General features: G+C 47.8%; 21 protein-coding genes. 13 read left to right on the top strand and 8 right to left on the bottom strand.

Annotation, left to right across the window (positions count from 1 at the left end):
* Position 1: 1 nt before the first annotated feature.
* Both CMM32_10815 and CMM32_10810 read left to right on the top strand, forming a co-directional pair.
* Positions 2 to 841, top strand: a complete 840-nt coding sequence (locus CMM32_10815) for an enoyl-CoA hydratase (GenBank protein ID MBT07385.1) — start codon at positions 2 to 4, stop codon at positions 839 to 841.
* A 126-nt stretch (positions 842 to 967) separates the two neighbouring features.
* Positions 968 to 1,687 carry a ribonuclease activity regulator RraA gene (locus CMM32_10810; protein MBT07384.1) on the top strand — a complete coding sequence of 240 codons (720 nt, stop codon included), beginning with the start codon at positions 968 to 970 and terminating at the stop codon, positions 1,685 to 1,687.
* 27 nt (positions 1,688 to 1,714) lie between these two features.
* On the opposite strand, the gene CMM32_10805 is transcribed toward CMM32_10810, so the two are convergent.
* Positions 1,715 to 2,653 (bottom strand): hypothetical protein, encoded by a 939-nt coding sequence (locus CMM32_10805; GenBank protein ID MBT07383.1) that lies wholly within the window; start codon positions 2,651 to 2,653, stop codon positions 1,715 to 1,717.
* Positions 2,654 to 2,810: 157 nt separating this feature from the next.
* Here CMM32_10805 and ggt point away from each other — a divergent pair, with 157 nt between their 5' ends.
* On the top strand, positions 2,811 to 4,397 hold the full coding sequence (ggt, locus tag CMM32_10800; GenBank protein ID MBT07382.1) for a gamma-glutamyltransferase: 1,587 nt from the start codon (positions 2,811 to 2,813) through the stop codon (positions 4,395 to 4,397).
* Here the strand turns inward: ggt and CMM32_10795 are convergent.
* Positions 4,394 to 5,383 (bottom strand): 2-dehydropantoate 2-reductase, encoded by a 990-nt coding sequence (locus CMM32_10795; GenBank protein ID MBT07381.1) that lies wholly within the window; start codon positions 5,381 to 5,383, stop codon positions 4,394 to 4,396. The genes ggt and CMM32_10795 overlap by 4 nt on opposite strands.
* Positions 5,380 to 6,921, bottom strand: coding sequence for an AMP-dependent synthetase (locus tag CMM32_10790; protein ID MBT07380.1), 1,542 nt, complete (start codon positions 6,919 to 6,921; stop codon positions 5,380 to 5,382). The genes CMM32_10795 and CMM32_10790 overlap by 4 nt, the downstream gene beginning before the upstream one ends.
* A 225-nt stretch (positions 6,922 to 7,146) precedes the next feature.
* Between CMM32_10790 and CMM32_10785 the strand changes: the two genes are divergently transcribed.
* Both CMM32_10785 and CMM32_10780 read left to right on the top strand, forming a co-directional pair.
* Positions 7,147 to 8,499, top strand: coding sequence for an aspartate aminotransferase family protein (locus tag CMM32_10785; protein ID MBT07379.1), 1,353 nt, complete (start codon positions 7,147 to 7,149; stop codon positions 8,497 to 8,499).
* A 30-nt stretch (positions 8,500 to 8,529) separates the two neighbouring features.
* Positions 8,530 to 8,931, top strand: a complete 402-nt coding sequence (locus CMM32_10780; GenBank protein MBT07378.1) for an alkylhydroperoxidase — start codon at positions 8,530 to 8,532, stop codon at positions 8,929 to 8,931.
* 35 nt (positions 8,932 to 8,966) lie between these two features.
* Here the strand turns inward: CMM32_10780 and CMM32_10775 are convergent, their stop codons facing one another.
* Positions 8,967 to 9,851, bottom strand: a complete 885-nt coding sequence (locus CMM32_10775) for a hypothetical protein (protein MBT07377.1) — start codon at positions 9,849 to 9,851, stop codon at positions 8,967 to 8,969.
* Positions 9,852 to 10,056: 205 nt separating this feature from the next.
* On the opposite strand from CMM32_10775, the gene CMM32_10770 reads away from it, so the two are divergent.
* On the top strand, positions 10,057 to 10,785 hold the full coding sequence (locus CMM32_10770) for a methyltransferase type 11 (GenBank protein ID MBT07376.1): 729 nt from the start codon (positions 10,057 to 10,059) through the stop codon (positions 10,783 to 10,785).
* Here CMM32_10770 and metW read toward each other — a convergent pair.
* Together metW and CMM32_10760 are read right to left on the bottom strand one after the other, a co-directional pair.
* Complete coding sequence (metW, locus tag CMM32_10765; protein ID MBT07375.1) at positions 10,769 to 11,446, bottom strand: methionine biosynthesis protein MetW; 678 nt, start codon at positions 11,444 to 11,446, stop codon at positions 10,769 to 10,771. The genes CMM32_10770 and metW overlap by 17 nt on opposite strands.
* Positions 11,447 to 11,457: 11 nt before the next feature.
* The gene (locus tag CMM32_10760) at positions 11,458 to 12,621 is read right to left on the bottom strand and encodes a homoserine O-acetyltransferase (protein MBT07374.1); all 1,164 of its coding nucleotides are present in this window, start codon (positions 12,619 to 12,621) and stop codon (positions 11,458 to 11,460) included.
* Between the two features lie 154 nt (positions 12,622 to 12,775).
* Here CMM32_10760 and pheA point away from each other — a divergent pair, with 154 nt between their 5' ends.
* Both pheA and CMM32_10750 read left to right on the top strand, forming a co-directional pair.
* Entirely contained in the window at positions 12,776 to 13,645 is an 870-nt protein-coding gene (gene pheA, locus CMM32_10755) for a chorismate mutase (protein MBT07373.1), read from the top strand.
* A complete protein-coding gene (locus CMM32_10750) occupies positions 13,642 to 14,532 on the top strand; it encodes a cyclohexadienyl dehydrogenase (protein MBT07372.1) in 891 nt (296 codons plus the stop codon). The genes pheA and CMM32_10750 overlap by 4 nt, the downstream gene beginning before the upstream one ends.
* A 5-nt stretch (positions 14,533 to 14,537) precedes the next feature.
* Here the strand turns inward: CMM32_10750 and CMM32_10745 are convergent, their stop codons facing one another.
* A complete protein-coding gene (locus CMM32_10745) occupies positions 14,538 to 15,563 on the bottom strand; it encodes a hypothetical protein (protein ID MBT07371.1) in 1,026 nt (341 codons plus the stop codon).
* Between the two features lie 106 nt (positions 15,564 to 15,669).
* Here CMM32_10745 and CMM32_10740 point away from each other — a divergent pair, with 106 nt between their 5' ends.
* Together CMM32_10740 and CMM32_10735 are read left to right on the top strand one after the other, a co-directional pair.
* Positions 15,670 to 16,740: a dihydroorotate dehydrogenase (quinone) gene (locus tag CMM32_10740; protein MBT07370.1), complete on the top strand. Its 1,071-nt coding sequence runs from the start codon at positions 15,670 to 15,672 to the stop codon at positions 16,738 to 16,740.
* A gap of 23 nt (positions 16,741 to 16,763) precedes the next feature.
* Entirely contained in the window at positions 16,764 to 17,690 is a 927-nt protein-coding gene (locus CMM32_10735; protein MBT07369.1) for a TIGR01459 family HAD-type hydrolase, read from the top strand.
* Positions 17,691 to 17,827: 137 nt separating this feature from the next.
* Here CMM32_10735 and CMM32_10730 read toward each other — a convergent pair whose 3' ends face one another.
* Entirely contained in the window at positions 17,828 to 18,760 is a 933-nt protein-coding gene (locus CMM32_10730) for a lipase (GenBank protein ID MBT07368.1), read from the bottom strand.
* 112 nt (positions 18,761 to 18,872) lie between these two features.
* Here CMM32_10730 and CMM32_10725 point away from each other — a divergent pair, with 112 nt between their 5' ends.
* The 3 genes from CMM32_10725 (at position 18,873) to CMM32_10715 (ending at position 22,436) form a co-directional block, all read left to right on the top strand.
* Positions 18,873 to 21,026: a methylmalonyl-CoA mutase gene (locus tag CMM32_10725; GenBank protein ID MBT07367.1), complete on the top strand. Its 2,154-nt coding sequence runs from the start codon at positions 18,873 to 18,875 to the stop codon at positions 21,024 to 21,026.
* 56 nt (positions 21,027 to 21,082) lie between these two features.
* On the top strand, positions 21,083 to 22,072 hold the full coding sequence (locus CMM32_10720) for a methylmalonyl Co-A mutase-associated GTPase MeaB (GenBank protein MBT07366.1): 990 nt from the start codon (positions 21,083 to 21,085) through the stop codon (positions 22,070 to 22,072).
* 79 nt (positions 22,073 to 22,151) lie between these two features.
* A complete protein-coding gene (locus CMM32_10715) occupies positions 22,152 to 22,436 on the top strand; it encodes a 50S ribosomal protein L28 (GenBank protein ID MBT07365.1) in 285 nt (94 codons plus the stop codon).
* Position 22,437: the final 1 nt, after the last annotated feature.

The following is a 22,437-nucleotide window of genomic DNA, read 5'->3' as shown; positions in this document are numbered from 1 at the left end:
AATGTCAGAAAAGCTTGGAGATAGTCTTTTGACCAAGTCGAAACCAATAACCTCCCCAACCGAACGGATGATAGCCTTTCAGCGTGGAGGCGTGGGATGGATGATATTCAATAACCCAGCTAAGCATAATGCCCTTTCGATTGATATGTGGAAGGGCATGGGTGTCATCATGGCCGCCTTTCAAAAGGAGCCTTCGGTAAGGGTTGTTGTCATGAAGGGGGCCGGAGAAAAAGCCTTTATTTCCGGTGCCGACATATCGGAATTTGNGGAGCATNGATCTTCTGCCTCAGCTGAAGAGGAATACAATCGNATATCTGCAGAATCTCAATTAACTTTGAAGACATTCAATAAACCNTTAATCGCNATGATTANNGGTTATTGCATCGGCGGAGGACTTGGAGTTGCTCTAGCTGCTGATATTCGCATTTGNAGCGATAATTCGGTATTTTCGATACCGGCAGCAAGGCTTGGCCTAGGCTATGGTTTCGATGGAATGAAAACACTAAGCGACCTTGTTGGCCCATCCTCAGCTAAGGACATCATGTTTACTGCGCGGAAGTTAAAAGCAAAAGAAGCAGCCAACATGGGGCTAGTAAACATAGTTACAAAGCAAAACGAACTTGAGGACGCAGTCGAAAAATACGTCAGCAAAGTTTCGGAGAATGCCCCGCTTACTATCGCGGCAGCAAAACTGGCAGTCAACGAGACCCTCAAAGACCCTGAAAAGAGAGATCTCCACCACCTAGAACAAAAAATCCGTTCAATCTTTGATAGTGAAGATTATAAGGAGGGACGCACTGCCTTCATGGAGAAGCGCCGCCCAGTATTTCGGGGACACTAAGTAGATAGGCGATGCATAGGCTAGCTGGGTTCCAAATTTTAGGCTATTTTACATTGCATGGCCCCTCGATTGCACTACGAAGCATAAAGCCCCCTATATGACTAAAAACAAACCAGAGTCGTAATAATGACAAGCACTAATGTAGAATCAGTAGAGCCGAAGACCATAAACCTACTATCCCAGGTCACCACCGCAACCATTGCAACACAACTTTATAAAAGAGGCCTTAAAAAATGTTACCTTAGAGGTGTAAAACCTCTGCACACCAGTACTCCAAGTTTTGTTGCTCCCGCCTACACGCTCCGCAACATTCCAATGCGGGATGATCTGGGCGATATGTCCATCCTTTCTAATCCGGAGTATCCGCAAAGATATGCTGTCGAAAAAACACCAATAAGCCACTGTCTGGTAAACGACACTGGCGGCAACCTGATTGCAGGCACAATGGGCGATATTTTAATCGAGCGCTTGCGTGTGCGTGGAGTGACAGCAGCAATAACTGATGGCGCTGTTCGTGATTCGGGAGATATTGAAACTATAGATTTCCCTGTGTACTGCGGATCTCGCGCAGCCCCAGCAAGTGTGGCCGAACTATATGCGGTTGAAGTGCAGGTCCCCGTCGGCTGCGGTGGAGTTGCTATTTTCCCGGGCGACATTATTGCAGGAGACAAGGATGGGGTCATCGTTATTCCCAGAAATCTTGCCGAAGAGATTGCTGAAGATGCACCAGAACAAGAACGCTATGAACGCTATGTTCTCTCTCGGGTCCAGGCTGGCGATTCTATCACTGGATTGTATCCTTCTACCGAAGAGTCGAGAAAGAGATACCAAGACTGGGAAGGCTAATACTAAGAACAGCTGCTTGATTTCAAATTACTTTTCTTCGTCTGGTAATATAGATTCGATCATATTTCCGATTACGATCATCTCGGGGATAGGCTTTTGCAAATGCGAGTCGATTTCTTCCGCCCAATAGTCACGTATATCGATGCTAGGAACTTTCTCCGTGATAACATCAGTCTCTTGCAACCTAAGAGCTGATACCTTGGAAATTGCACGCTCCTTCAAGCAAGAAGAAACTTTTCTAACCTCCCCTTTAGCAATCGACTGAAGAATATGTGGAGCAACTAGAGCCAGAAATCCTGGCCAATGAGCCAAGTGTCGAAATAGGCTAGGTATCATCAAACTTCCAGGAGGCGAAACATACTTTGCTAAAACGCGCACCACAGCCGCCGTATCCTGCCCCATTTGACCCAGATCAAGTATAGGGGGCAACTCCTTTACATGGACCCTCCGAGCCTTCAGGGATTGCATCCGCGGGCCTTGTAGGACTTTTCCTTTTCTTAGATGCGCTAGGAAAGCATTCAGAAGAAGTAAATTCAGACTATTCCCACGATTATATTGGGAAAGGACCGAGGCCAATTTGATTTTTTCTACTTCATCAATGCCTAATAACGGTAAACTAGCACGCTGAACAGACTTTACTGCCGGCCAAGCCACCCCCTCGGAGAGCTGGGCCAACTCATCTTCGATATCAAGCGAATTTATGGCACCGTTGATCCAAGCCCAAACCCACTCGAGCACCCCTTCCTCGGTAGCCATCCGCCTATAGATAAGGTTGACCATACTAAGGCCCATGGTATCCCTTATTTCTGAATATAAACCCGCAACTGTACCCCTGGCCCGCCGCTCAGAAAGCTCGCCTCCTTGGTGACCAAATTCTCTCCTATGCTTCACCTCTTTGGTCCCATCCATAAACAATTTCTCGCTAAAATCGCCCCACATTATAATGGGCCAATCGCTTAACACCATAAGCTCGACCCTCAGGAAAATTTCCTCCAACCGGTCTACGGAGGCATTAATAGCCTAATTAATTATATATAGCGCACCGCAGTGTTACCTCCGAAATATCAACCCTTGCCGCCGGATTAAACCACCACTAGTGTTAATTAAAATTTTGGAGAGCCGCATGCGCGACATTCAACTTCCAGGACGATCCCCGGCCCATTCTCGGCGAGCAATGGCTGCTACGTCACATCCATTAGCAACTCTAGCCGCCCTTGATATGCTGCGCAATGGGGGTAACGCAGTGGATGCTGCTATTACGGCGGCTGCCCTTCTTGGGGTCGTAGAACCCCATTCAACCAGCATTGGAGGGGATTGTTTCGCGCTCTACGCTCCACAAAACGGCAAGGTTGTGGCAATTAACGGCTCGGGGAAAGCTCCTGAATCCGCAACAGTTGATTGGTTTCAGGGCCGAGGAATTACCTCCATTGACTATCAAAGCCCTCACTCTGTAGTTGTCCCGGGATGCGTGGCAGCCTGGCAACAATTATCTGACGACTACGGCAATAAATCACTAGGCGAATGCTTACAACCAGCTATTGCTTCGGCACGCGATGGTTACGTTGTCCATTCGGTCATTGCAGATGAATGGGCACGAAACTTTGATAAATTATCGGCAGATAACAACAGCCGCCAAATTTTTCTTCCATCTGGCGCAGCACCTTCTGCCGGTAATGTGCATGCTCAACCCGCCCTTGCTCGCACACTCCAGATGATAGGAGAAAAGGGAGCTGATGGATTTTATCGTGGCAAGATAGCTGAACAAATGGTGGAATTTTTATCTGGCAAAGGTGGATTACATAGTATCCAGGACTTTTCCGAAACAAAGCCTGACTATGTAACTCCGATCAGCACAAGTTATCGTGGCTATGAATTTATGGAATGTCCTCCAAATGGCCAAGGAATTATTGCCCTCGAAATACTTAATATCTTAAGTGGCTATGATTTGAAAAAGTTGGAGCCACTTGGAATTGACCGATTGCATCTTGAATCAGAGGCTACCCGACTGGCATTTAGAGACAGGGCTGCTTTTTTAGCTGATCCAGCGCAAGCCCACGTGCCTGTGGAAAAATTATTGTCCATGGATTATGCCGACAAACTCAGGACCAACATAAGCAAAGAAAAAGCAATGCCCGAGCTTCCTGCTCCGGGTGAGACCCCCCACGCTGACACAGTCTACCTCACCATAGTAGATGAAGAACGAAACGCAATTTCGTTTATAAACTCAATTTTTAATTCCTTTGGAAGTGGACTTGTGGATCGAGAAACTGGGGTTCTCTTTAATAACCGCGGAGCAAGTTTTGTAATAGACCCCACTCATCCGAATAGGATTTCTCCAAGAAAGAGGCCTATGCATACGATCATACCAGGCTTGCTCCGAAAAGAAGGAAGAACCGTAATGCCATTCGGTGTAATGGGGGGACATTATCAACCAGTTGGCCACGCCCATTTTTTAACTAATTTTTTAGACTTTGGCCTAGACGTCCAGGAAGCACTCGATGCACCAAGAGTTTTTGCATTCGATAATGAGTTGAGCGTTGAACGTAGTATAAGGACGGACGTAGCTGAGGGATTAAGGAAACTTGGCCATAATGTGCGGACGGCAGAAACCCCAATCGGAGGGGGCCAAGCAATCTGGATAGATTGGGGGAGTGGTGTATTGAGCGGCGGCTCCGATCCTCGAAAAGATGGATGCGCGCTGGGTTACTAGGAGCCAGGAAACTGGTAACTCCCTGCCAACGAAGCCCTTTGGCACGCCAAGGAATAAACGATATCACACGTTGGTGTCTTGACCCCAGTCAACTCTCCCAACTCACACACAACACCAAGCAATGCATCCAACTCTATTGCCTTACCTGACTCTAAATCCTGCAAACTAGAAGTCTTGTGGTCACCAACCTCGGTAGCGCCATTGATCCTTCTGTCTGCGTCGACAGGAAAAGCAACCCCAAGCCGTTCCCCAATCTCCTTCGCTTCACACATCATAGATTTAATCACTTCACGCAATCTTGCATTCCCTCCTATCTGGCCAAGAGTAGCACCTGTCAACACACTGACCGGATTGAAAGACAAATTACCCCAAAATTTTACCCATATATCATCCCGTATTCTTTTCCTTACTGGCGCCCTCAAGCCTGCATCTGTAAATACCTTACTTAGGGCCAAGACCCGAGCTGACCGAGAACCATCTGGTTCCCCAATTGGGAAACGGTTGATTGAAATATGACGAATAACACCTGGCTCAATAATTTCCGCCGCTGGGTATACCACACAACCAATAACACGTTCTGGTCCAATTGAATTCCACTGTTCGCCGCCAGGGTCAACAGACCGCATATGCAATCCGTCGAACGCGCCACCTAATTTATAGAAATACCACCAAGGAATTCCATTGACAGCAGGGACGACAACTGTGTCCACTCCAAGTAATGGGGCTAGGACAGGAGCAATTACTGGTCCAGAATGAGCCTTTACAGCTACAATGACACAGTCCTGGACTGGAAAATCGCTGGCATCGTCACTACAGGCCACATGGGTTGTAATTTTGTCCCCATTAGCAATCAGGGTAAGACCTTTTTTTTTGATCGCCTCTAAATGAGGGCCACGAGCTACAACACTAATTTCATTATCTGTAGCCGCCAAACGGATTGCCAAATAACCACCTATCGCTCCGGCACCATAAATGCAGATCCTCACGGGCTAATGCCCAATTTCTCCGCCAAGCCTATCCGTTGCAACTTGCCAGTCTGTCCTTTTGGGATTTCATCCAAAAACACCATTTTACTAGGCACCTTAAACGAAGCCAATCGCTCCCCAACAAACGTCCTTAACTCTCTCTCCGTCACCTCTGTGCCTTCTTTCAAAACGATAGCAGCAGCAACCTCTTCGCCCAACTTCTCATGTGGACATGCAAAAGTAACCACCTGGGATACAGCCGGGTGATCCATCATTACGTCGTCCACCTCACGAGGGCTGATTTTCTCCCCGCCTCGATTAATAATCTCTTTAAGTCGGCCAGTGATCGTCAGATAACACTGCTCATCCAAAAAACCCTGATCCCCGGTACGGAACCAACCATTCTTGAACGCATCACTATTGGCCTCCGGATTACTATCATAGCCTTTGGTAACATTGGCTCCCCTAATAACTATTTCTCCTATACCGCCGCCAGGACCCAGAAGCTCTCCGTTCTCACCCAATATCTCAACTTCAGGGCCGGCGGCTAAACCCACAGAGCCGGGCTTTCGTTGAGCAGGAGGCAACGGATTGCTAGCCATTTGATGTGCTGCCTCAGTCATCCCGTACGATTCTATTACTGGAACGCCGAAAGTTTCTTCCAGTTCGTGCATGACCTGCGGCGGCAACGAGGACGAGGAGGACCGTATAAATCGAAGACGGCTATCACCAATGATCTGCTTGTTTCTCTGTGCCCGCCCTAACACGGCCTGATGCATAGTAGGAACCGCTGTATACCAACTAGGTTTCAAGGCTGAAACTAGACCGAAGAAATTTAAGGCGTTAAACCCGTTGGCGCACGCAACTGCCCCCCCAGCTGCTAGTGATGATAATACGGCGGCAATCAGTCCGTGAATGTGAAAAAGCGGCATGACGTTTAGACACAAGTCATCCTTATTAAGTTGAAGCGTACCCGCAATATTCCTAGCAGAGACGCATAAATTAGTCTGAGTCAGTGGCACTATTTTAGGCCTGGAGGTGGTCCCCGAAGTATGCAATATCAGTGCTATATCATCTGATTCAGAAAACCCTTCAGTTACGTCACCCGAAATACCCTCGCCGTTTAGTTCGAACAAACCAGGGCCATTGTTAACCGGACACACATCCAGGGTTGGAATCGAGAGATCTTGTGCTGCGCGGCGGGCGTCACCGCCTTCTCCTTGCATCAAAACGACAGCCCTCGCCTCAAGATCCTTCAAATAGAACTCAAATTCATCATATCGGTATGCAGGATTTAGGGGAGCGATGGTTGCCGCAGATCCAATAGTCACAAAAGCGGATGCCATGATGGGGCCATTAGGCAATACAACTGCCACACGATCATGCCGTCCCAACCCAAGTTCATTTAGTCTGGCAACGCTCAACTCTATATGCTTTAAGAGCCGGCCATAGGTCAGGCTCCTACAATCTGAACTTATTAGTGCTGCGCCAGCTTCTTCCCCACGGGCCACTAATCCTACAATCGTATCTTCCACTTGCGTACCGGCCCTCCTACCCATGATAGCCAAGAAATCTCTTAGCGTAGTATTATAACGATTAAATAACTGAAGTCTCTTAAATGTTGTTCACATCTCACCCCCACATGGCATAAGTTCAATTGAAGCTCGCCACATCCTATGCCACACTTTCTATGGCAGAACCTGTTTGGCTATAATATCGCAAATGTTACTATCACACTTGAAACTACGATTTAACAAAGCGACCAACCACGAGGAGAAGACGATATGAGTCCCAGTGCCATTTCTTCAGCGGACGTTCAATTGGGAACAAACCCAAATGACCTAGAACCGCATTGGATGCCTTTTACTGGTAATCGCCAATTTAAGGCCGCTCCGCGGTTGCTCGTCAAAGCAAAAGACATGCATTACACCAATGCTGATGGAAAACAGATACTTGATGGCACTGCTGGGCTCTGGTGTGTAAATGCTGGGCACTCTCGACAACCAATCATCGAGGCCGTCCAAAAACAGGTCGCAACTCTTGATTACGCTCCTGGCTTCCAGATGGGGCACCCTCTATCTTTTGCGCTAGCCGCCCGGTTAGCTAGTATGCTCCCTGAAACACTCGATCATGTTTTTTTCACAAATTCTGGTTCGGAGGCGGCAGATACGGCCTTAAAGATCGCTCTTGCCTATCACCACTCGACTGGCCAGAGCAGTAAAAAGATACTTATCGGACGTTCCCGCGGATATCACGGCGTCGGCTTTGGAGGTCTGTCAGTGGGCGGAATGGCACCAAACAAGAAACAATTTGGCAACCTTCTAGGAAATGTTGACCACTTGCCCCATACCCACTCCCTTGAGCACAATGCATTCAGCAGAGGCCAACCGGAGTGGGGAGCAGTTCGAGCTGCTGAGCTGGAGGAGCTAGTGGCTCTCCACGGAGCCGACAATATTGCTGCTGTTATTGTGGAGCCCATGGCAGGTTCAACTGGGGTCCTCATACCACCAGTAGGCTATCTCGAACGCCTTAGGGATATCTGCCACAAAAATAATATACTGTTGATCTTTGATGAAGTTATTACCGGTTTCGGACGGCTTGGGGCAAGCTTCGCCTGTGAACGCTTTGGTGTAACACCAGATATAGTTACCTTGGCTAAAGGTTTGACTAATGCAACTATTCCAATGGGAGCAGTCGTAACAAGTCACGAGATTTATGACACTGTCATCCAAAATGCTGCACAGGAGATAGAACTGTTTCATGGATACACATACTCTGGACATCCCGTGGCATGTGCAGCGGCTCTTGCCACTCTAGACCTTTATAAAGAAGAGGAATTATTTCAGAGAGCTGCTGACCTAGAGGGCTACTGGGAAGAGGGTGTACATAGCCTAAAAGACTGTCGGAACGTTATCGACATTCGTAATATGGGATTGGTAGCCGGCATTGAGTTAGAACCACGCGAGGGCTCACCAACTGCTCGGGCTTTCGAGACCTTTCTTAAGTGCTATGAAGATGGCGTCTTGCTCCGCACTACTGGCGACACAATAGCCCTATCACCCCCGTTGATAATCGAACAACATCAAATAGACCAACTAATCTCCACCATTAACAAACACCTAGAAACCGTGGAGTAATTGCTCAAACGTCCATTCTTAGAGGTTAACATGGCAAGCGTTAGAATGATTGAGGACGGAACTGCAACAACTGAGGTCCAGTCCGTCTATGAAGACATTAAGAAGACCCGTGGGATCAGTTATGTGCCAAATATATGGAAAACACTAGCATCCCATCCCCCCACCCTTAAACGCATTTGGCTGGGCATCAAAACTGTTATGGCCCCCGGTCGACTTGATCCATTGACTAAGGAGATGATTGCTGTTGCAGTAAGCGCAACAAACAATTGTGACTACTGTATCCGTTCGCATACAGCAGCCGCCCGAAAACTTGGAATGGATAATGAAATGCTGGGTGAATTAATGGCGGTAGTCGGAATGTTCAACCAAACAAATCGTTTAGCTAACGGCTATCAGGTAGAAGTGGATGAACAATACCTGAAAGTCGAGTAGGCCAAATACCCTAAACCTCAACGTTTGTTTTTATCCTACACTTCAACCTTGGAGAATGCATCGGCCAAACAGTCTCCTGAAAGGTCTAACGCCTCTTTTCCTTTATCAATCCACCCACCCATACTCACAAAACCATGTATCATTCCCTCATAGCAAAGGTATTTTACCTCAACATTCGCCGCCGTTAGTTTTTCGCTATACCGCAGTCCTTCGTCCCGCAACGGATCAAATCCGGCCGTGATTATTAACGCCGGCGGCAAACCAAAGACTTCTTTTGCAAACAGTGGGGAAGCGTCTGGATTTGTTCGTTCTTCATCGTTATTCAAGTAATGATCTATAAACCACTCCATCAGGACGCCCGTAAGCCGGTAACCCTCGGAGAGCTCGGTTTGTGACGCCTCCGACCGAGTGAGATCTGTGGCCGGGTATATCAGCAACTGATAACAAAGCTGAATCTGGGGATTATTAACACATTTCTGAGCTACAACCGCCGCTAAATTACCGCCAGCACTATCACCGCCCACCGCGATTCGTGCTAGATCAATATTATTGAGGTTCCCTGGGGTAGCAACCCACTCCGTCGCCGCCACGCAATCCTCCACAGCAGCAGGAAATTTGTCTTCGGGACCCATACGATAATCAACTGAGACCACCACACATTGGGCCCGGACACTCAGCCAACGACACACGGGATCATGTGTCTCTAGACCCCCTATGACCCAGCCCCCCCCATGGAAATAAACCAGCACTGGGAACGGTCCCGTATCATCAGACGGCCAATAGGTCCGAACCACGATTTCTCCATTAGGCCCGGGGATATCATGTTCGGACACCCACTCTACATCTACCTTTTTGACGGCGACAGCCTTAGATGTCTCAGCAAAAAACCTCCGCGCCTCAGGGGGCTCCAGTTCATGCATCTCAGGGTTCCCTGCCTCTAATGCTTTTTCAATTAGGGCAGCCGCCTGAGGATCAAGTTCCTTAGACACTTGGAAGTCCTTCCGTAAATCATTCAGGTTTTGGCACACTGATGGTTACCAAAAAGCCACTTAAACGCAAGCAGGTATTTAGAAACAAGAATTTGTCATGTAAACTACAGGGGAATCCGTCTAAAATGCCCATACAATGTGGCTTGACGTATCCTATCTAAAAACCTTTTACAACACGGCTCTAGGTCGCCTTACACAAGATTCGTTATGCAACAAAATCGAGCAACTTTGGCCCAACACGGATGGACAGTCCACACTGACAATTGGTTTTGGGGCCCCGTTGGCTTCGATCTTTGGGCCTAATCCTCAACACCTCTTCCACCTAATGCCGTGCCAGCAGGGCATTATCCACCTGCCATCCAAAGAAACCAATTCTGCCTTGTTGTCGGATGAAAACAAACTTCCCTTTGCAGACAATTCGTTAGACCGAGTCATTCTTCTCCACGCTCTCGAATTTGCCAATCCCCCCCACCCCATGCTTAGGGACATCTGGCGCGTCCTCGATGGCGGAGGAAAACTACTGGTCATCGTACCCAATCGGAGGGGGCTGTGGGCCAGGCTAGAGCATACTCCATTTGGCCACGGGCAACCCTACAGCCTAAGACAACTCACCAAATTACTACAAGAATCCGTGTTCTTGCCCGAACAAGTGACTTCAGCTTTGTATATGCCGCCAAGTACAGGGAAGTTTTTACAACGCCTCGCCAGGGCTTGGGAAACAATTATCCCTAAATACCTCCGTTTGTTTTCTGGAGTAATAATTGTGGAGGCTGAAAAACGAGTGTACGCACCAACAAATACTGCCATTGGCACCGATACAAGAGACACTGGATGGAGAGCACACCCCTCTACCGTGGGTCGATAAGTTCTCCAACCCTCTCCGCAGATGCTGACAACATAAATAACCCCTGTGCGCCCAAAAGATTATCAAAGGGCTGCCCACCCCAGAATCGGAAAGGTTGACCCCGCTCATTCAGGCTATAGCGTCGGACTACTGAAATTTCCTCTGCATTACAAGTGCTTACAAAGTCTGTGATGGTGCTGAAATGGATATTTGGTGTTGCGTGCCATGGTAACGGTAAACTTCCAGTCACCGGCATACGCCCCTTAAATAAAAGCTGAAGCCGACACCTCCAGTGGCCAAAGTTGGGAAAGGACACCAATGCATAATGCCCAATCCTAACAAGTTCTCGCAATACCACTAGCGGGTTATGCGTCGCCTGTATTGTTTCACTGAGCACAACATAATCAAAAGCGCCCGACGGATAATTGCCTAAATCCGCCTCAGCATCGCCTTGGACAACAGACAACCCTTGACGAAGACATGACTGAACCCCCCCTCGACTTATCTCGAGCCCTCTGCAATCAACATCTCTGCGATCCGCCAGATATCTCAGCAATGACCCGTCTCCACACCCAACATCCAACACCCGCGACCCTGGCTTAATCAAGCTTGCTATTAATTGAAGATCAACCCGAATGCTGCTGGGAACCGGCACTGTCGGCGTTGAGGCGTCTTCCGTCATTTTATTTTCCATTAGATGCTGGGTAACCCACGATGCTTAGATGCCCCACGCAAGAAACCATTAAGGACATCAAAAAATTCTGGCTCGTTAAGTAAAAAACTGTCGTGACCCTTGTCAGTTTCAATCTCGCAAAAACTAACGTTCGCAGCATTAGCATTAAGCGCCTTCACAACCTCCTGACTCTCAGAAACAGGGAAGAGCCAGTCACTAGTAAACGCAATTACGCAAAAACGGACTTCAGTGTTCTCAAATGCCTTTGCCAGCGAGCCATTATTCGCCGCAGCAAGATCAAAGTAGTCCATGGCCCGAGTTATATATAGGTAAGAATTGGCATCAAACCGGTCTACGAATGTGCTACCCTGGTGTCTCAAGTAACTCTCCACTTGAAACTCCGCATCAAACCCGTATGTGATTTGGCTCGAGTCTTGGAGCATTCGGCCAAACTTGCGATGAAAAGCCGCCTCGGATAAATATGTTATATGAGCAGTCATCCTAGCTACAGCTAATCCCTGTCGTGGTCTTTTGTCCAATTTCGCATAACTGCCGTCGCACCAATCAGGGTCGCTCATAATCGCCTGTCGACCTCCCTCATGGAAAGCAATATTTTGGGCCGTGTGACGGCCTGCCGCAGCAATAGGAATGGCAGAAAACACCCTATCAGGAAAACGTGATGCCCACTCCAGAACCTGCATACCACCCATAGATCCACCTACCACACAAAAAAGCTTTTCGATGCCTAAGGCGTCTATGACTCTGGCTTGAGCCTCAACCATATCACCGATTGTTACAACAGGGAACGTTAACCCATATTGATCACCCGTATTCGGATCTATCGTTGCCGGCCCATAGCTGCCCATGCACCCACCTAATACATTGACACAAATTACAAAATAATTGTCAGTGTCCAGGGGTAATCCTTGTCCCACCAGATGGTCCCACCAGCCTAATCTACCTGTAACAGGATGTTTGCCGGCCACATACTGATCACCAGTCAATGCATGGCATACCAGGATGGCGTTTGACTTATCATGATTGAGTCTCCCATACGTCTGGTATGACACGGGCACCGGGGCAATAGACAGACCGGATTCCAACGCTAAAGGCCGTTCTACCTCAATAAAAATTCTTGGCTGATGATCGAGCAACCCTGCAGTATTTTCCACTTTGTTCGCCATTATGCTATTAATCGACCCAGTCAAATCTAATGTATTGAGGCATCGAATGATAAAGTGGTAGGGATCAAAAGCAGTGTTTGTCAACGTTTTCTTTGATTTTAATGTTTTCCAACGTTAGTAATATTTGTTGCCTTTCCTTAGACTGGACAGAAATGTGAAACAGCGCTCGCTCAAAACACTACGGTTGGAAATCGATGCCATCGATGACAAAATTCATAACTTATTGATGAGCCGGGTAAAATTGGTTGGAGAAGTAGGTAAAGTGAAAGCAGCGGCCGGAGATTACCGATTCTCTCTTAGACCAGCGCGCGAAGCTTCCATGATGCGGCGGCTCGTAAATCAGCATCGTGGGCCTTTCCCTGCCGACTCACTTATCAAAATATGGAGGGAACTACTTTGTGGTACAGTCCGGGTGCAAACACCTTTCTCGGTAGCCCTTTGTGAGGGGGATGATCCGATCGAATCAAGAGGCCTGGTACGAGACCAATTTAGCAACGCACCCACCCATATTTTCGCCACACCTGAAAATACGATAGAAAGTGTTCAATCTGGTGAATCGATGGTCGCAGTAGTACCAGTGCCAAACCGATCCACTGAAAGTACTTGGTGGCACGAATTGGCATTTGGGAAACACAAAAATCTTAAAATTATAGGACTACTACCCTTTCTGCGTTCAAATGCATCTCCCTCCTCAAAAGCCTTCTCCATTGCTGAAGTAAGACCTGAATCTAGTGGAAGGGACACCTCGCTTGTGGTCCTGGAATACGTTACGGGGGAACCTAATGTAGACTTTTTAGAACAAACAGAAACATACAAGATACTTGGCCAGCTAGCGTTTAATGGCAGGCAACCTGGCATAGGAAAAACCACCGCACTTCTGGTGTCGACGCAAAAATTTATTGAACATCCAGATCAGGTTAAAACCCTCCTGCCCCCATCATTGCAGCACGTCGTAACTCGGTTTGCAACTATAGGCTGTTACCCGGAACAGCTGGACATCGGCAGGACATTGGAGATCTCATGACTACCGAGAAAATTCTTTTTGATCGTGTCGCGCTGATTGGAGCAGGACTAATAGGAAGCTCCTTAGGACGAGCAATTCGTCAGGAGCAGCTGGCCAAGTCCGTCGCAGCCTACTCCCGCCGATCCGATACAAGGGAACGCCTTAGCCATCTTGGAATTGTAGACAATGTGGCGAAAAGTATTAAGGAAGCGGTGGATGACGCAGATCTCATTATCATCAGCGTGCCAGTTGGCGCATCAGAAGATGTGGCAAAAAAACTGGGACCGCATATTAAACCAGGCGCTATTGTTACAGACACTGGTTCTGTGAAAGAAGCTGTGATTCGAGCTGTAGTACCACATTTGCCAAACAGTGCTAATTTTGTGCCGGGCCATCCTATAGCTGGGACAGAAAATTCTGGCCCCGAAGCGGGTTTCGCATCTCTGTTCGAGGGAAGGTGGTGCGTGATAACGCCAACCAATGACACAAATCAAAGTGCCATAGACAAGGTAACAAACCTCTGGCAACGCATGGGCAGCAAGGTCGATATAATGAGCGCAGCTCATCACGACAAGGTGCTAGCCATAACCTCACACATCCCCCACTTAATAGCATTTAATATCGTTGGCACAGTGGCAGATCTTGAAGATGACACTAAGATGGAAGCTGTGAAGTATGCAGCCGGCGGATTTAGAGATTTCACCCGAATAGCGGCATCTGACCCAGAAATGTGGCGCGACGTTTTCATGGAAAACAGAGAAGCCGTACTGGAAATGCTTGGACGTTTCTCAGAGGACCTGTCCGCTCTGCAGCGCGCAATTCGGCGAGGAGACGCCAATAGTCTTGAAACGAAATTTACGAGAACCCGCGACCTTCGAAGACGAGTTATAGATGCAGAACAAGCGTAGTTTACCTAAGGGATTATAAGTGGCCTAACTTCTATCAAAGGCACGGGCCCTACACTTAAAACACCCTCCTGTAGGGAAATGGGTGCCTCCACAGACCTCTGACCAGTTTCGTCTGACGCAGTCGAAAGTAAGTCTAGAGTAAGAGTGGCGGCTGCCTTAGCCACATTATTAATTAATCCACTGCTATAAAAAGTTTCCAGAACCTCTCTATAACCATCAATTACAACTGTGCCTGCACCGATTGGGCGAAACAAGGCATCCAGGGAAATCGTGCCAGAGAACGCCACTCCTAAGTTACCCGCCGATAGTTGTAAATTATGAATTTCAACTATGCCGCCGCTAGCGCGCCACCTGTCCAGCGAAGCGACATCCCACCCGACAAACGTTGGGCCTGACAATTTTGCCTCCATTACTACGCCGTCTATGTCAAAAGATTGCTGAGTGGTGCCAATATTTCTGATACTCACGTCATCTGCCAAAACACCAATATCACGCGATAGATGTCCTAGTGGTGGACTGCGGAAGTGCACCTGGAGTTGATCCAATGCAGCGAAGGCCTGGCCCAAGACAGGCCGGAACACTACATCATTCATTTCCAAAGAAAAACGCGTGGTCCGCTTCTGCTCACCAACGACTAGGCTAGCCCTACTGTCACCTACTTCCATTCCCAATCCTGCCTCCCCCCGCCTAATCATGGTCTGGAACGGAGCACGAGCAACCCCAACCCAGTGGTCAAGACCCCAAGGGTGTGCCGTCAACTTTACGTTTGGTATAACCAGAGCCACATGATTTAGATCGGTAGCAAAATGAGCTTTAATGTCATCCAAACTAACTTCCAGACGATAAGGATAACCAGAGATATTAATTTGACTAAAATTTGCTTCAATTCTCTCGCTACGCAAAGCCTCTGTATATTCGTGCACGAATTTTGCTGCTGAACGCGCTAATTGGTACCAGTAAGCACTATACAAGAGCACTCCGACGAGAAACAAACCAACAATCAAGCCTATCCGATTACCAGTAGTGCTCATTTTACTCCGATCAATTTTTGAAATTACCACCCAAGTGGATCATAATAGCCAGTCCGTCGCTGAAACAAAATATAGCTCACTCAGGTGGGACAAATAATCGATAACAATGACAAAGCTAAATCTCGCCCGATCAATACTATCACGATTGCCTCCAGAGATCGCCCATGCTCTGGCTATTAAAGCTCTCGAATTTGGCCTGGGTCCAAATAATCCATCGCCAAGCGCAGCCGCTCTTTCCCAAACATGCTTTGGTCTCCATTTCGCTAATCCAGTGGGTCTTGCTGCTGGTTTTGATAAAAACGCCAGGGGAGTAAACACCCTCCTTAAACAAGGTTTTGGATCAGTTGAAGTTGGGACTATTACACCGAAGGCCCAAAAAGGAAACACGCGACCGCGTTTGTTTCGTCTGCCCGAAGATGGCGCAGTAATAAACCGGTTAGGATTCAATAACGAAGGACTCGAAATAGCTGCCCGAAGACTTTCCCGAATCCGTCCCTACAAAGGGATAATTGGAGCTAATATAGGTCCCAACAGAAATAGCGAAAATCCACTTGATGATTATCGCACCTGCTTAACAAAGCTTGCCCCATTAGTCGATTACCTGGTTGTGAACATATCATCGCCAAACACACCTGGATTACGCGCATGGCAAAGTAAAGAAAACCTTCATACATTAATTTCTACGCTGCAGGATAAAAGAGCAGGCCTAACAAGTAATGCCGGCCAAAATGTGCCCCTATTAATTAAGCTGGCCCCTGATCTAGATCGGCAATCTCGCGCAGATATTGCAGCCGTCGCGATAAAGTGCAAGGTAGATGGATTATTGATATCTAATACAACCCTAGATCGTCCCGCTTCCCTAATAGGCAAAAATCGTGCGGAAAGCGGTGGATTGAGCGGACAACCGCTGTTTGAACGATCAACCCAAATATTGGCAGATATGTATAAGCGGGTGAACGGGGATATAGCACTCATCGGAATAGGTGGTGTGGCTTCCGGACAGGATGCCTATAAAAAAATACGCGCTGGAGCTAGCATCATTCAGTTATACACGGCCCTTATTTACAAAGGCCCTGAACTAATAGAAGAGATAAAATCGACACTCTCTGCATACATAAAAAGGGATGGGTTCCCAAACATTACATCTGCCATTGGCGTTGACGTCTCTAAGTATTAAAAGGAAACAATCAATATAAGGCCATGGCCAAATGGTTCGCTTTCACAATTGCAATACCTGCGTCAGGACTATCAATGAATACAAAATTTATAGAGGGAATTGCCTCTCTTGCCAAAGCGTACGAAGTTTTCATCCTTGATATCTGGGGTGTATTAATGGATGGCTTGGACCCCTACCCGGGGGCTGCTTACTGTTTAGAAAACCTGCGAAACTGCGGAAAGAAAATTATCCTGCTTTCCAACGCCCCGCGGCAAGCCCATCTAGTAGGCGAAAAATTGAACTCGATTGGGATACCCCCAACGCTATACGACGATGTTCTTTCGTCAGGAGAAGCAACCCGTCTCGCCCTATCGGCGCGCAGCGACCCACATATCGCGAAGCTTGGAAACACGTATTTCTATATTGGACCAGACCGTGATCGTGGATTGCTGGAGGGCCTGGACTATACCGAGTCATCAAACCTGAAAACCAGCAACTTTTTGCTTGTTACGGGACCATGGGAAAGCACTGACCATCCTGAAATGTATAACAAACTTTTTGATCAAGCTCTGGAACAAAAACTCCTCATGATCTGCACAAATCCTGACCAAGTGGTAGTGCGGCAAACTGGGGAGCAGCTCCTATGCGCCGGAGCATTAGCCGACCATTATAAGAATCTCGGGGGGCAGATCCTATATTTTGGAAAACCTCACCAGGATATCTATTCCATCCTTTTCGAACGATTAGGCAATCTTCCCAAGCATAGTATCGTGGCCATTGGAGATACACTAGAGACGGACATCAAAGGTGCAAACGAATTTGGTATAGCTACTACTCTGGTAGTAGGCGGCGTCACTGCCACAAAGTTTGGCATTTCAGAGGGGGATATGCCAATACCTAAGGCATTCCGGACCCATTGTGGGGAGGCAGGCATTATCCCCACCTATGCAGTCCCCCTGTTTATTTGGTAAAAAATAGAAAAGCTCACAGGAGCGGCCATAATTAATGGCTTACACACGTCTTAGGTAAGGATGAAGGTCCCTCTATCACTCCCTTACAAAGGCGCACGGCTCGACGGATTGATCTCAACCAAATCTTTTTCGACAGATCAATTAAATGCCTTTCGTAAATGGAAGCCCGCCTTATTAGAAGCCACACGCGCGTCGTCTAACAATCCCGGAGCCTGAAAGAAAGCATGAGTCATCCGAGGGAAAACCTCATAATTCACCTCGACACCCGCTTTCAAAAGTTTTTTTGCATATTCCTTACCCTCGTCCAACAGTGGGTCAAGGCCTGCCGCTATTATCAGCGCCGGCGGCAAGCCTGAATGATCACTGGCCCGAAGTGGCGAACAACGCCAGTCACTTCTGTCCCCTACATTAGGAACGTATTGATCCCAAAAATACTTCATCCTGTGACCAGGCAACATAGGAGCATTAGCAAATTTTTTATAGGATTCTCTGGTCAAATCGGAATCCACTACTGGATAAATTAACAGCTGAAATAATAAGTCCGGTCCGGCCTCACGGGCCTCTATCGCAACCGCCGCTGCCAAATTACCCCCGGCGCTGTCACCTCCTACAGCAACCCGACTTGGATCACCATCAAAATCAGCCGCATTTCTAACAATCCAGTTCAAAGCAGACACACAATCATTAGCCGCAGCAGGAAATGGATTTTCAGGGGCAAGCCTATAATCTACCGAAACAGTTATGCAACCTGCCGAACACGTGACACCTCGGGCGCCCCTATCCGCACTATCCAGACTCCCCAAAACCCATCCACCCCCATGGAAATATACCAGAATGGGAAACGGCCCCTTGCCGCTCGGAGTGTATACCCTTGCTGACAAATCTTGGGGAGATGAGGGTATCATTATATCCGCTATCGAACCTACATCGTCACTAGGCCCATAGAATCTCCTAGCCCGATCATCGGTTATTTTCCTGGCTTCAGTTGGACTAACTTGCGTTTGATCGGGGTAGCCTGCCGACCCTAATTGTTCTAATAGGGACTGTAATTGGGGGTGTATATCCAACACTTCTTCTCCTGGACTATGTGTTTCCCATACTATGCTGCTTTACTCAAAAGAGCTACAATGCAAAAACTCCGTTCTAAATATCGCGATGAACCTTTGAGAATGCAACGCCAGAATGACTAGTAACTACAAATCCGACCTGGAAAGCTGGGAAGCCCAGGTGAAAAAAGATCTGAAAGGTCGCTCTCACGAGGACCTGATCCGCCATACACCGGAGGGAATTTCGCTTAAGCCACTGTACACAGCCCAGGATTTAGAAAAGATTCAACACCTAAACACTCTACCTGGTCTGCCACCGTTCCTCAGAGGCCCACGCGCTACTATGTATGCTGGGCGGCCCTGGACTGTGCGTCAATACGCCGGCTTTTCCACCGCGGAAGAATCAAATAAGTTTTATCGTGAAAATCTAAAGGCTGGTCAAAGAGCTCTTTCTGTTGCATTTGATCTGGCAACACACAGAGGCTACGACTCTGACCACCCCCGGGTCGTTGGTGATGTCGGAAAAGCTGGCGTGGCTATAGATACAGTGGAAGACATGAAGATCTTGTTTGCCGATATTCCCTTATCTCAGATGAGCGTCTCCATGACCATGAATGGCGCCGTCCTCCCGGTCCTTGCGGCTTATATAGTATCTGCCGAGGAACAAGGAGTTGACCAAGCGGCACTCACAGGGACTATACAAAATGATATTCTCAAAGAATTTATGGTTCGAAACACCTATATCTATCCACCAGACCCGAGCATGAGAATCGTCGCAGATATAATTCAATACTCCTCACAAAAAATGCCACGGTTTAACTCTATCTCCATTTCGGGCTATCATATGCAGGAGGCCGGAGCTACTGTAATTCAAGAACTTGCCTTCACTCTAGCAGATGGCCTCGAATACGTTCGCGCCGCCCTAGGCCGAGGTCTTGAAATAGATGAGTTTGCCCCACGATTATCATTCTTTTTTTGTTTGGGCATGAATTTTTTTATGGAAATTGCTAAACTACGCGCCGCACGAGTCCTTTGGGCAGAATTAATGAAAGAGTTCTCCCCTAAAAATCCGCTTAGCTATGCTTTAAGAACACATTGCCAGACATCTGGCGTTAGCCTGACCGAGCAGGATGCGTACAACAATATCGTCCGAACTACGGTGGAGGCAATGGCCGGCGCCTTAGGAGGCACGCAGTCACTGCACACAAACTCATTTGATGAGGCTGTCGCCTTACCGACACCATTTTCTGCTCGAGTAGCTAGAAATACCCAACTCATCTTGCAAGAGGAAGCAGGACTGACCGATGTGATCGATCCACTAGGCGGAAGCTATTTTATAGAATCCCTAACCGCTAGTATGATCAAACATGCGAGGCAACTGATTAAAGAAATTGAGGACGCGGGAGGAATGACGGCAGCAGTGGCGGCTGGCATTCCCAAGAAAAAAATCGAAGAAGCGGCAACATTACGACAAACACGCATCGAGCGAGGCGAACAAGTTGTGGTAGGTGTAAACAAATACCAACCTGATTCACCCACCCCCTTAGATATTCTGGAAGTCGATAATGGCGAGGTTCTGGCCGCACAGTTAGAGCGCCTTAACAGAGTTAAGTCGAAGAGAAACTCAGAAAAATGCCATGACGCACTCAGTCGCTTAACCGATGCAGCAACTAATGGAGATGAGAATCTCCTAGAATTGACTATAACTGCCATGAGAGAACGGGCGACAGTAGGCGAGGTTTCGTCCGCGTTAGAGAAGAGTTTTACTAGGCATGAAGCAAGGATTAATAGTGTGACTGGGGTATACAAAGCCGCGTACGAGAAAGATGCTGAGTTCCGAACCGTCCAAGAAAAGGTCACAGAGTTTGCCAACAGAGAAGGACGGAGACCTCGGATGCTTGTTGTGAAATTGGGCCAGGACGGACATGACAGGGGCGCAAGAGTAATCGCGACAGCTTTTGCAGATATCGGCTTCGATGTAGATATAGCCCCCTTATTTCAGACTCCTGAAGAGGCCGCCGTGCAGGCGATTGAGGCCGATGTTCACATCGTAGGTGTTTCAAGCCAAGCAGGTGGGCACAATACCCTAGTACCAGCCCTCACCTCAGCCCTTCACGAGTTAAATGCCAAAAATGTACTAGTAATTTGCGGTGGAGTAATACCAATTCAGGATCACGACTTCCTGAAATCAACTGGCGTGGCCGCGATCTATGGGACAGCAACAAATATACCCAAAGCAGCAGTAGAAATTCTTGAATTAATGGCCCCTAAGTTAAACAACCAAGAGTAAAATATCCAAAAGCGTGATTATACACCCAGCGAAGGTCGCAATTCATGATCGATGACATGAATAAAAATATAAGTGCCCTCAAAGCTGGGGTGCTGAAGAGTGACCGAAGATTGCTGGCACAAGCAATAACTCTGGTGGAGTCGTCCAGAGAAGATCATCAGAAATTAGCAGACCAACTAATAACATCGGTATTTCCTGCTACGGGAAATTCTATTCGATTAGGGATCACAGGAACACCTGGCGTCGGCAAGTCTACCTTTATTGAAACCACTGGCACTGCTCTTATTGAGAAAGGGCATAGTGTCGCGGTGCTGACCATCGACCCTTCCAGCAGTAAAAGTGGCGGCTCCATTCTTGGGGACAAAACTCGAATGCCAAAATTATCAACGAACCCTAAATCCTTCATAAGAAGCACACCTAGCAGGGGGATGCTTGGCGGAGTTTCGCCCAACACAAGAGAAGCAATCCTTCTCTGCGAGGCATCTGGGTTCGACGTGGTAATTGTAGAAACGGTTGGCGTAGGACAATCGGAGGTTACTGTAAGAGACATGGTGGATATGTTTATTCTTCTCGTCCAACCAGCTGGTGGGGATGACCTACAAGGGATCAAGAGAGGCGTGGTCGAAATGGCTGACCTCTTGATAGTAACTAAGGCTGATGGCCCACTATTAGAATCTGCTCACCAAGCTCAATCTGACTATAAAAATGCCCTGGCACTATCTAGACCTCTTTACCCAAACTGGGTTACCCCTGTGGCAACATGTTCCGCCCTGTTACACACTAATATAGATCAGATCTGTGAGCTGATAAAAAAATATCACAGAACTATTTTAGAGGACGACACCATTAACCAACGTCGAAATGAACAAGCGGTTTCGTGGCTATGGTCGGACATCATGGCTACTATAAGCCAGAACATCCGAACACACCCCGAGTTAGCCGATATCTTCCGAGACCTAGAAGAACGCGTGGCTACCCGCAAGATTACAGCCAGAGCGGGATCCAGGCTTATTTTAGATGCGTTCATCAAGAAGAACTTGACCTAACGCAGGTAGTCACCTAGAACTCTGGCCCGGACCCTAAATTAAACAGATTTTAATAGATTAACCAGCTGGAAACCCAACAATGACACGGCAATGTGAACTGACCGGAAAAGGTGTACAGAGTGGCAACAATGTAAGCCACGCTAACAATAGGACTAGGCGTCGCTTCCTACCAAACCTTCAATCCGTATCACTTTACAGCGACGCACTGAAAAAGACCTTTAAGTTCCGAGCGACCGCTTATGCCATTCGGTCTGTGGAACATAGGGGTGGCCTAGACCCGTTTCTTGCTAAAGCTTCGGATAATCTTCTTTCACTGAAAGCACGAAGGGTAAAACGGCAAATCATGAAGACGGCAGCAAGTTAGC

Source organism: Rhodospirillaceae bacterium, from assembly GCA_002728255.1.
GTDB lineage: Bacteria > Pseudomonadota > Alphaproteobacteria > UBA7887 > UBA7887.
This window is presented reverse-complemented; position numbering and strand designations above follow the sequence as displayed.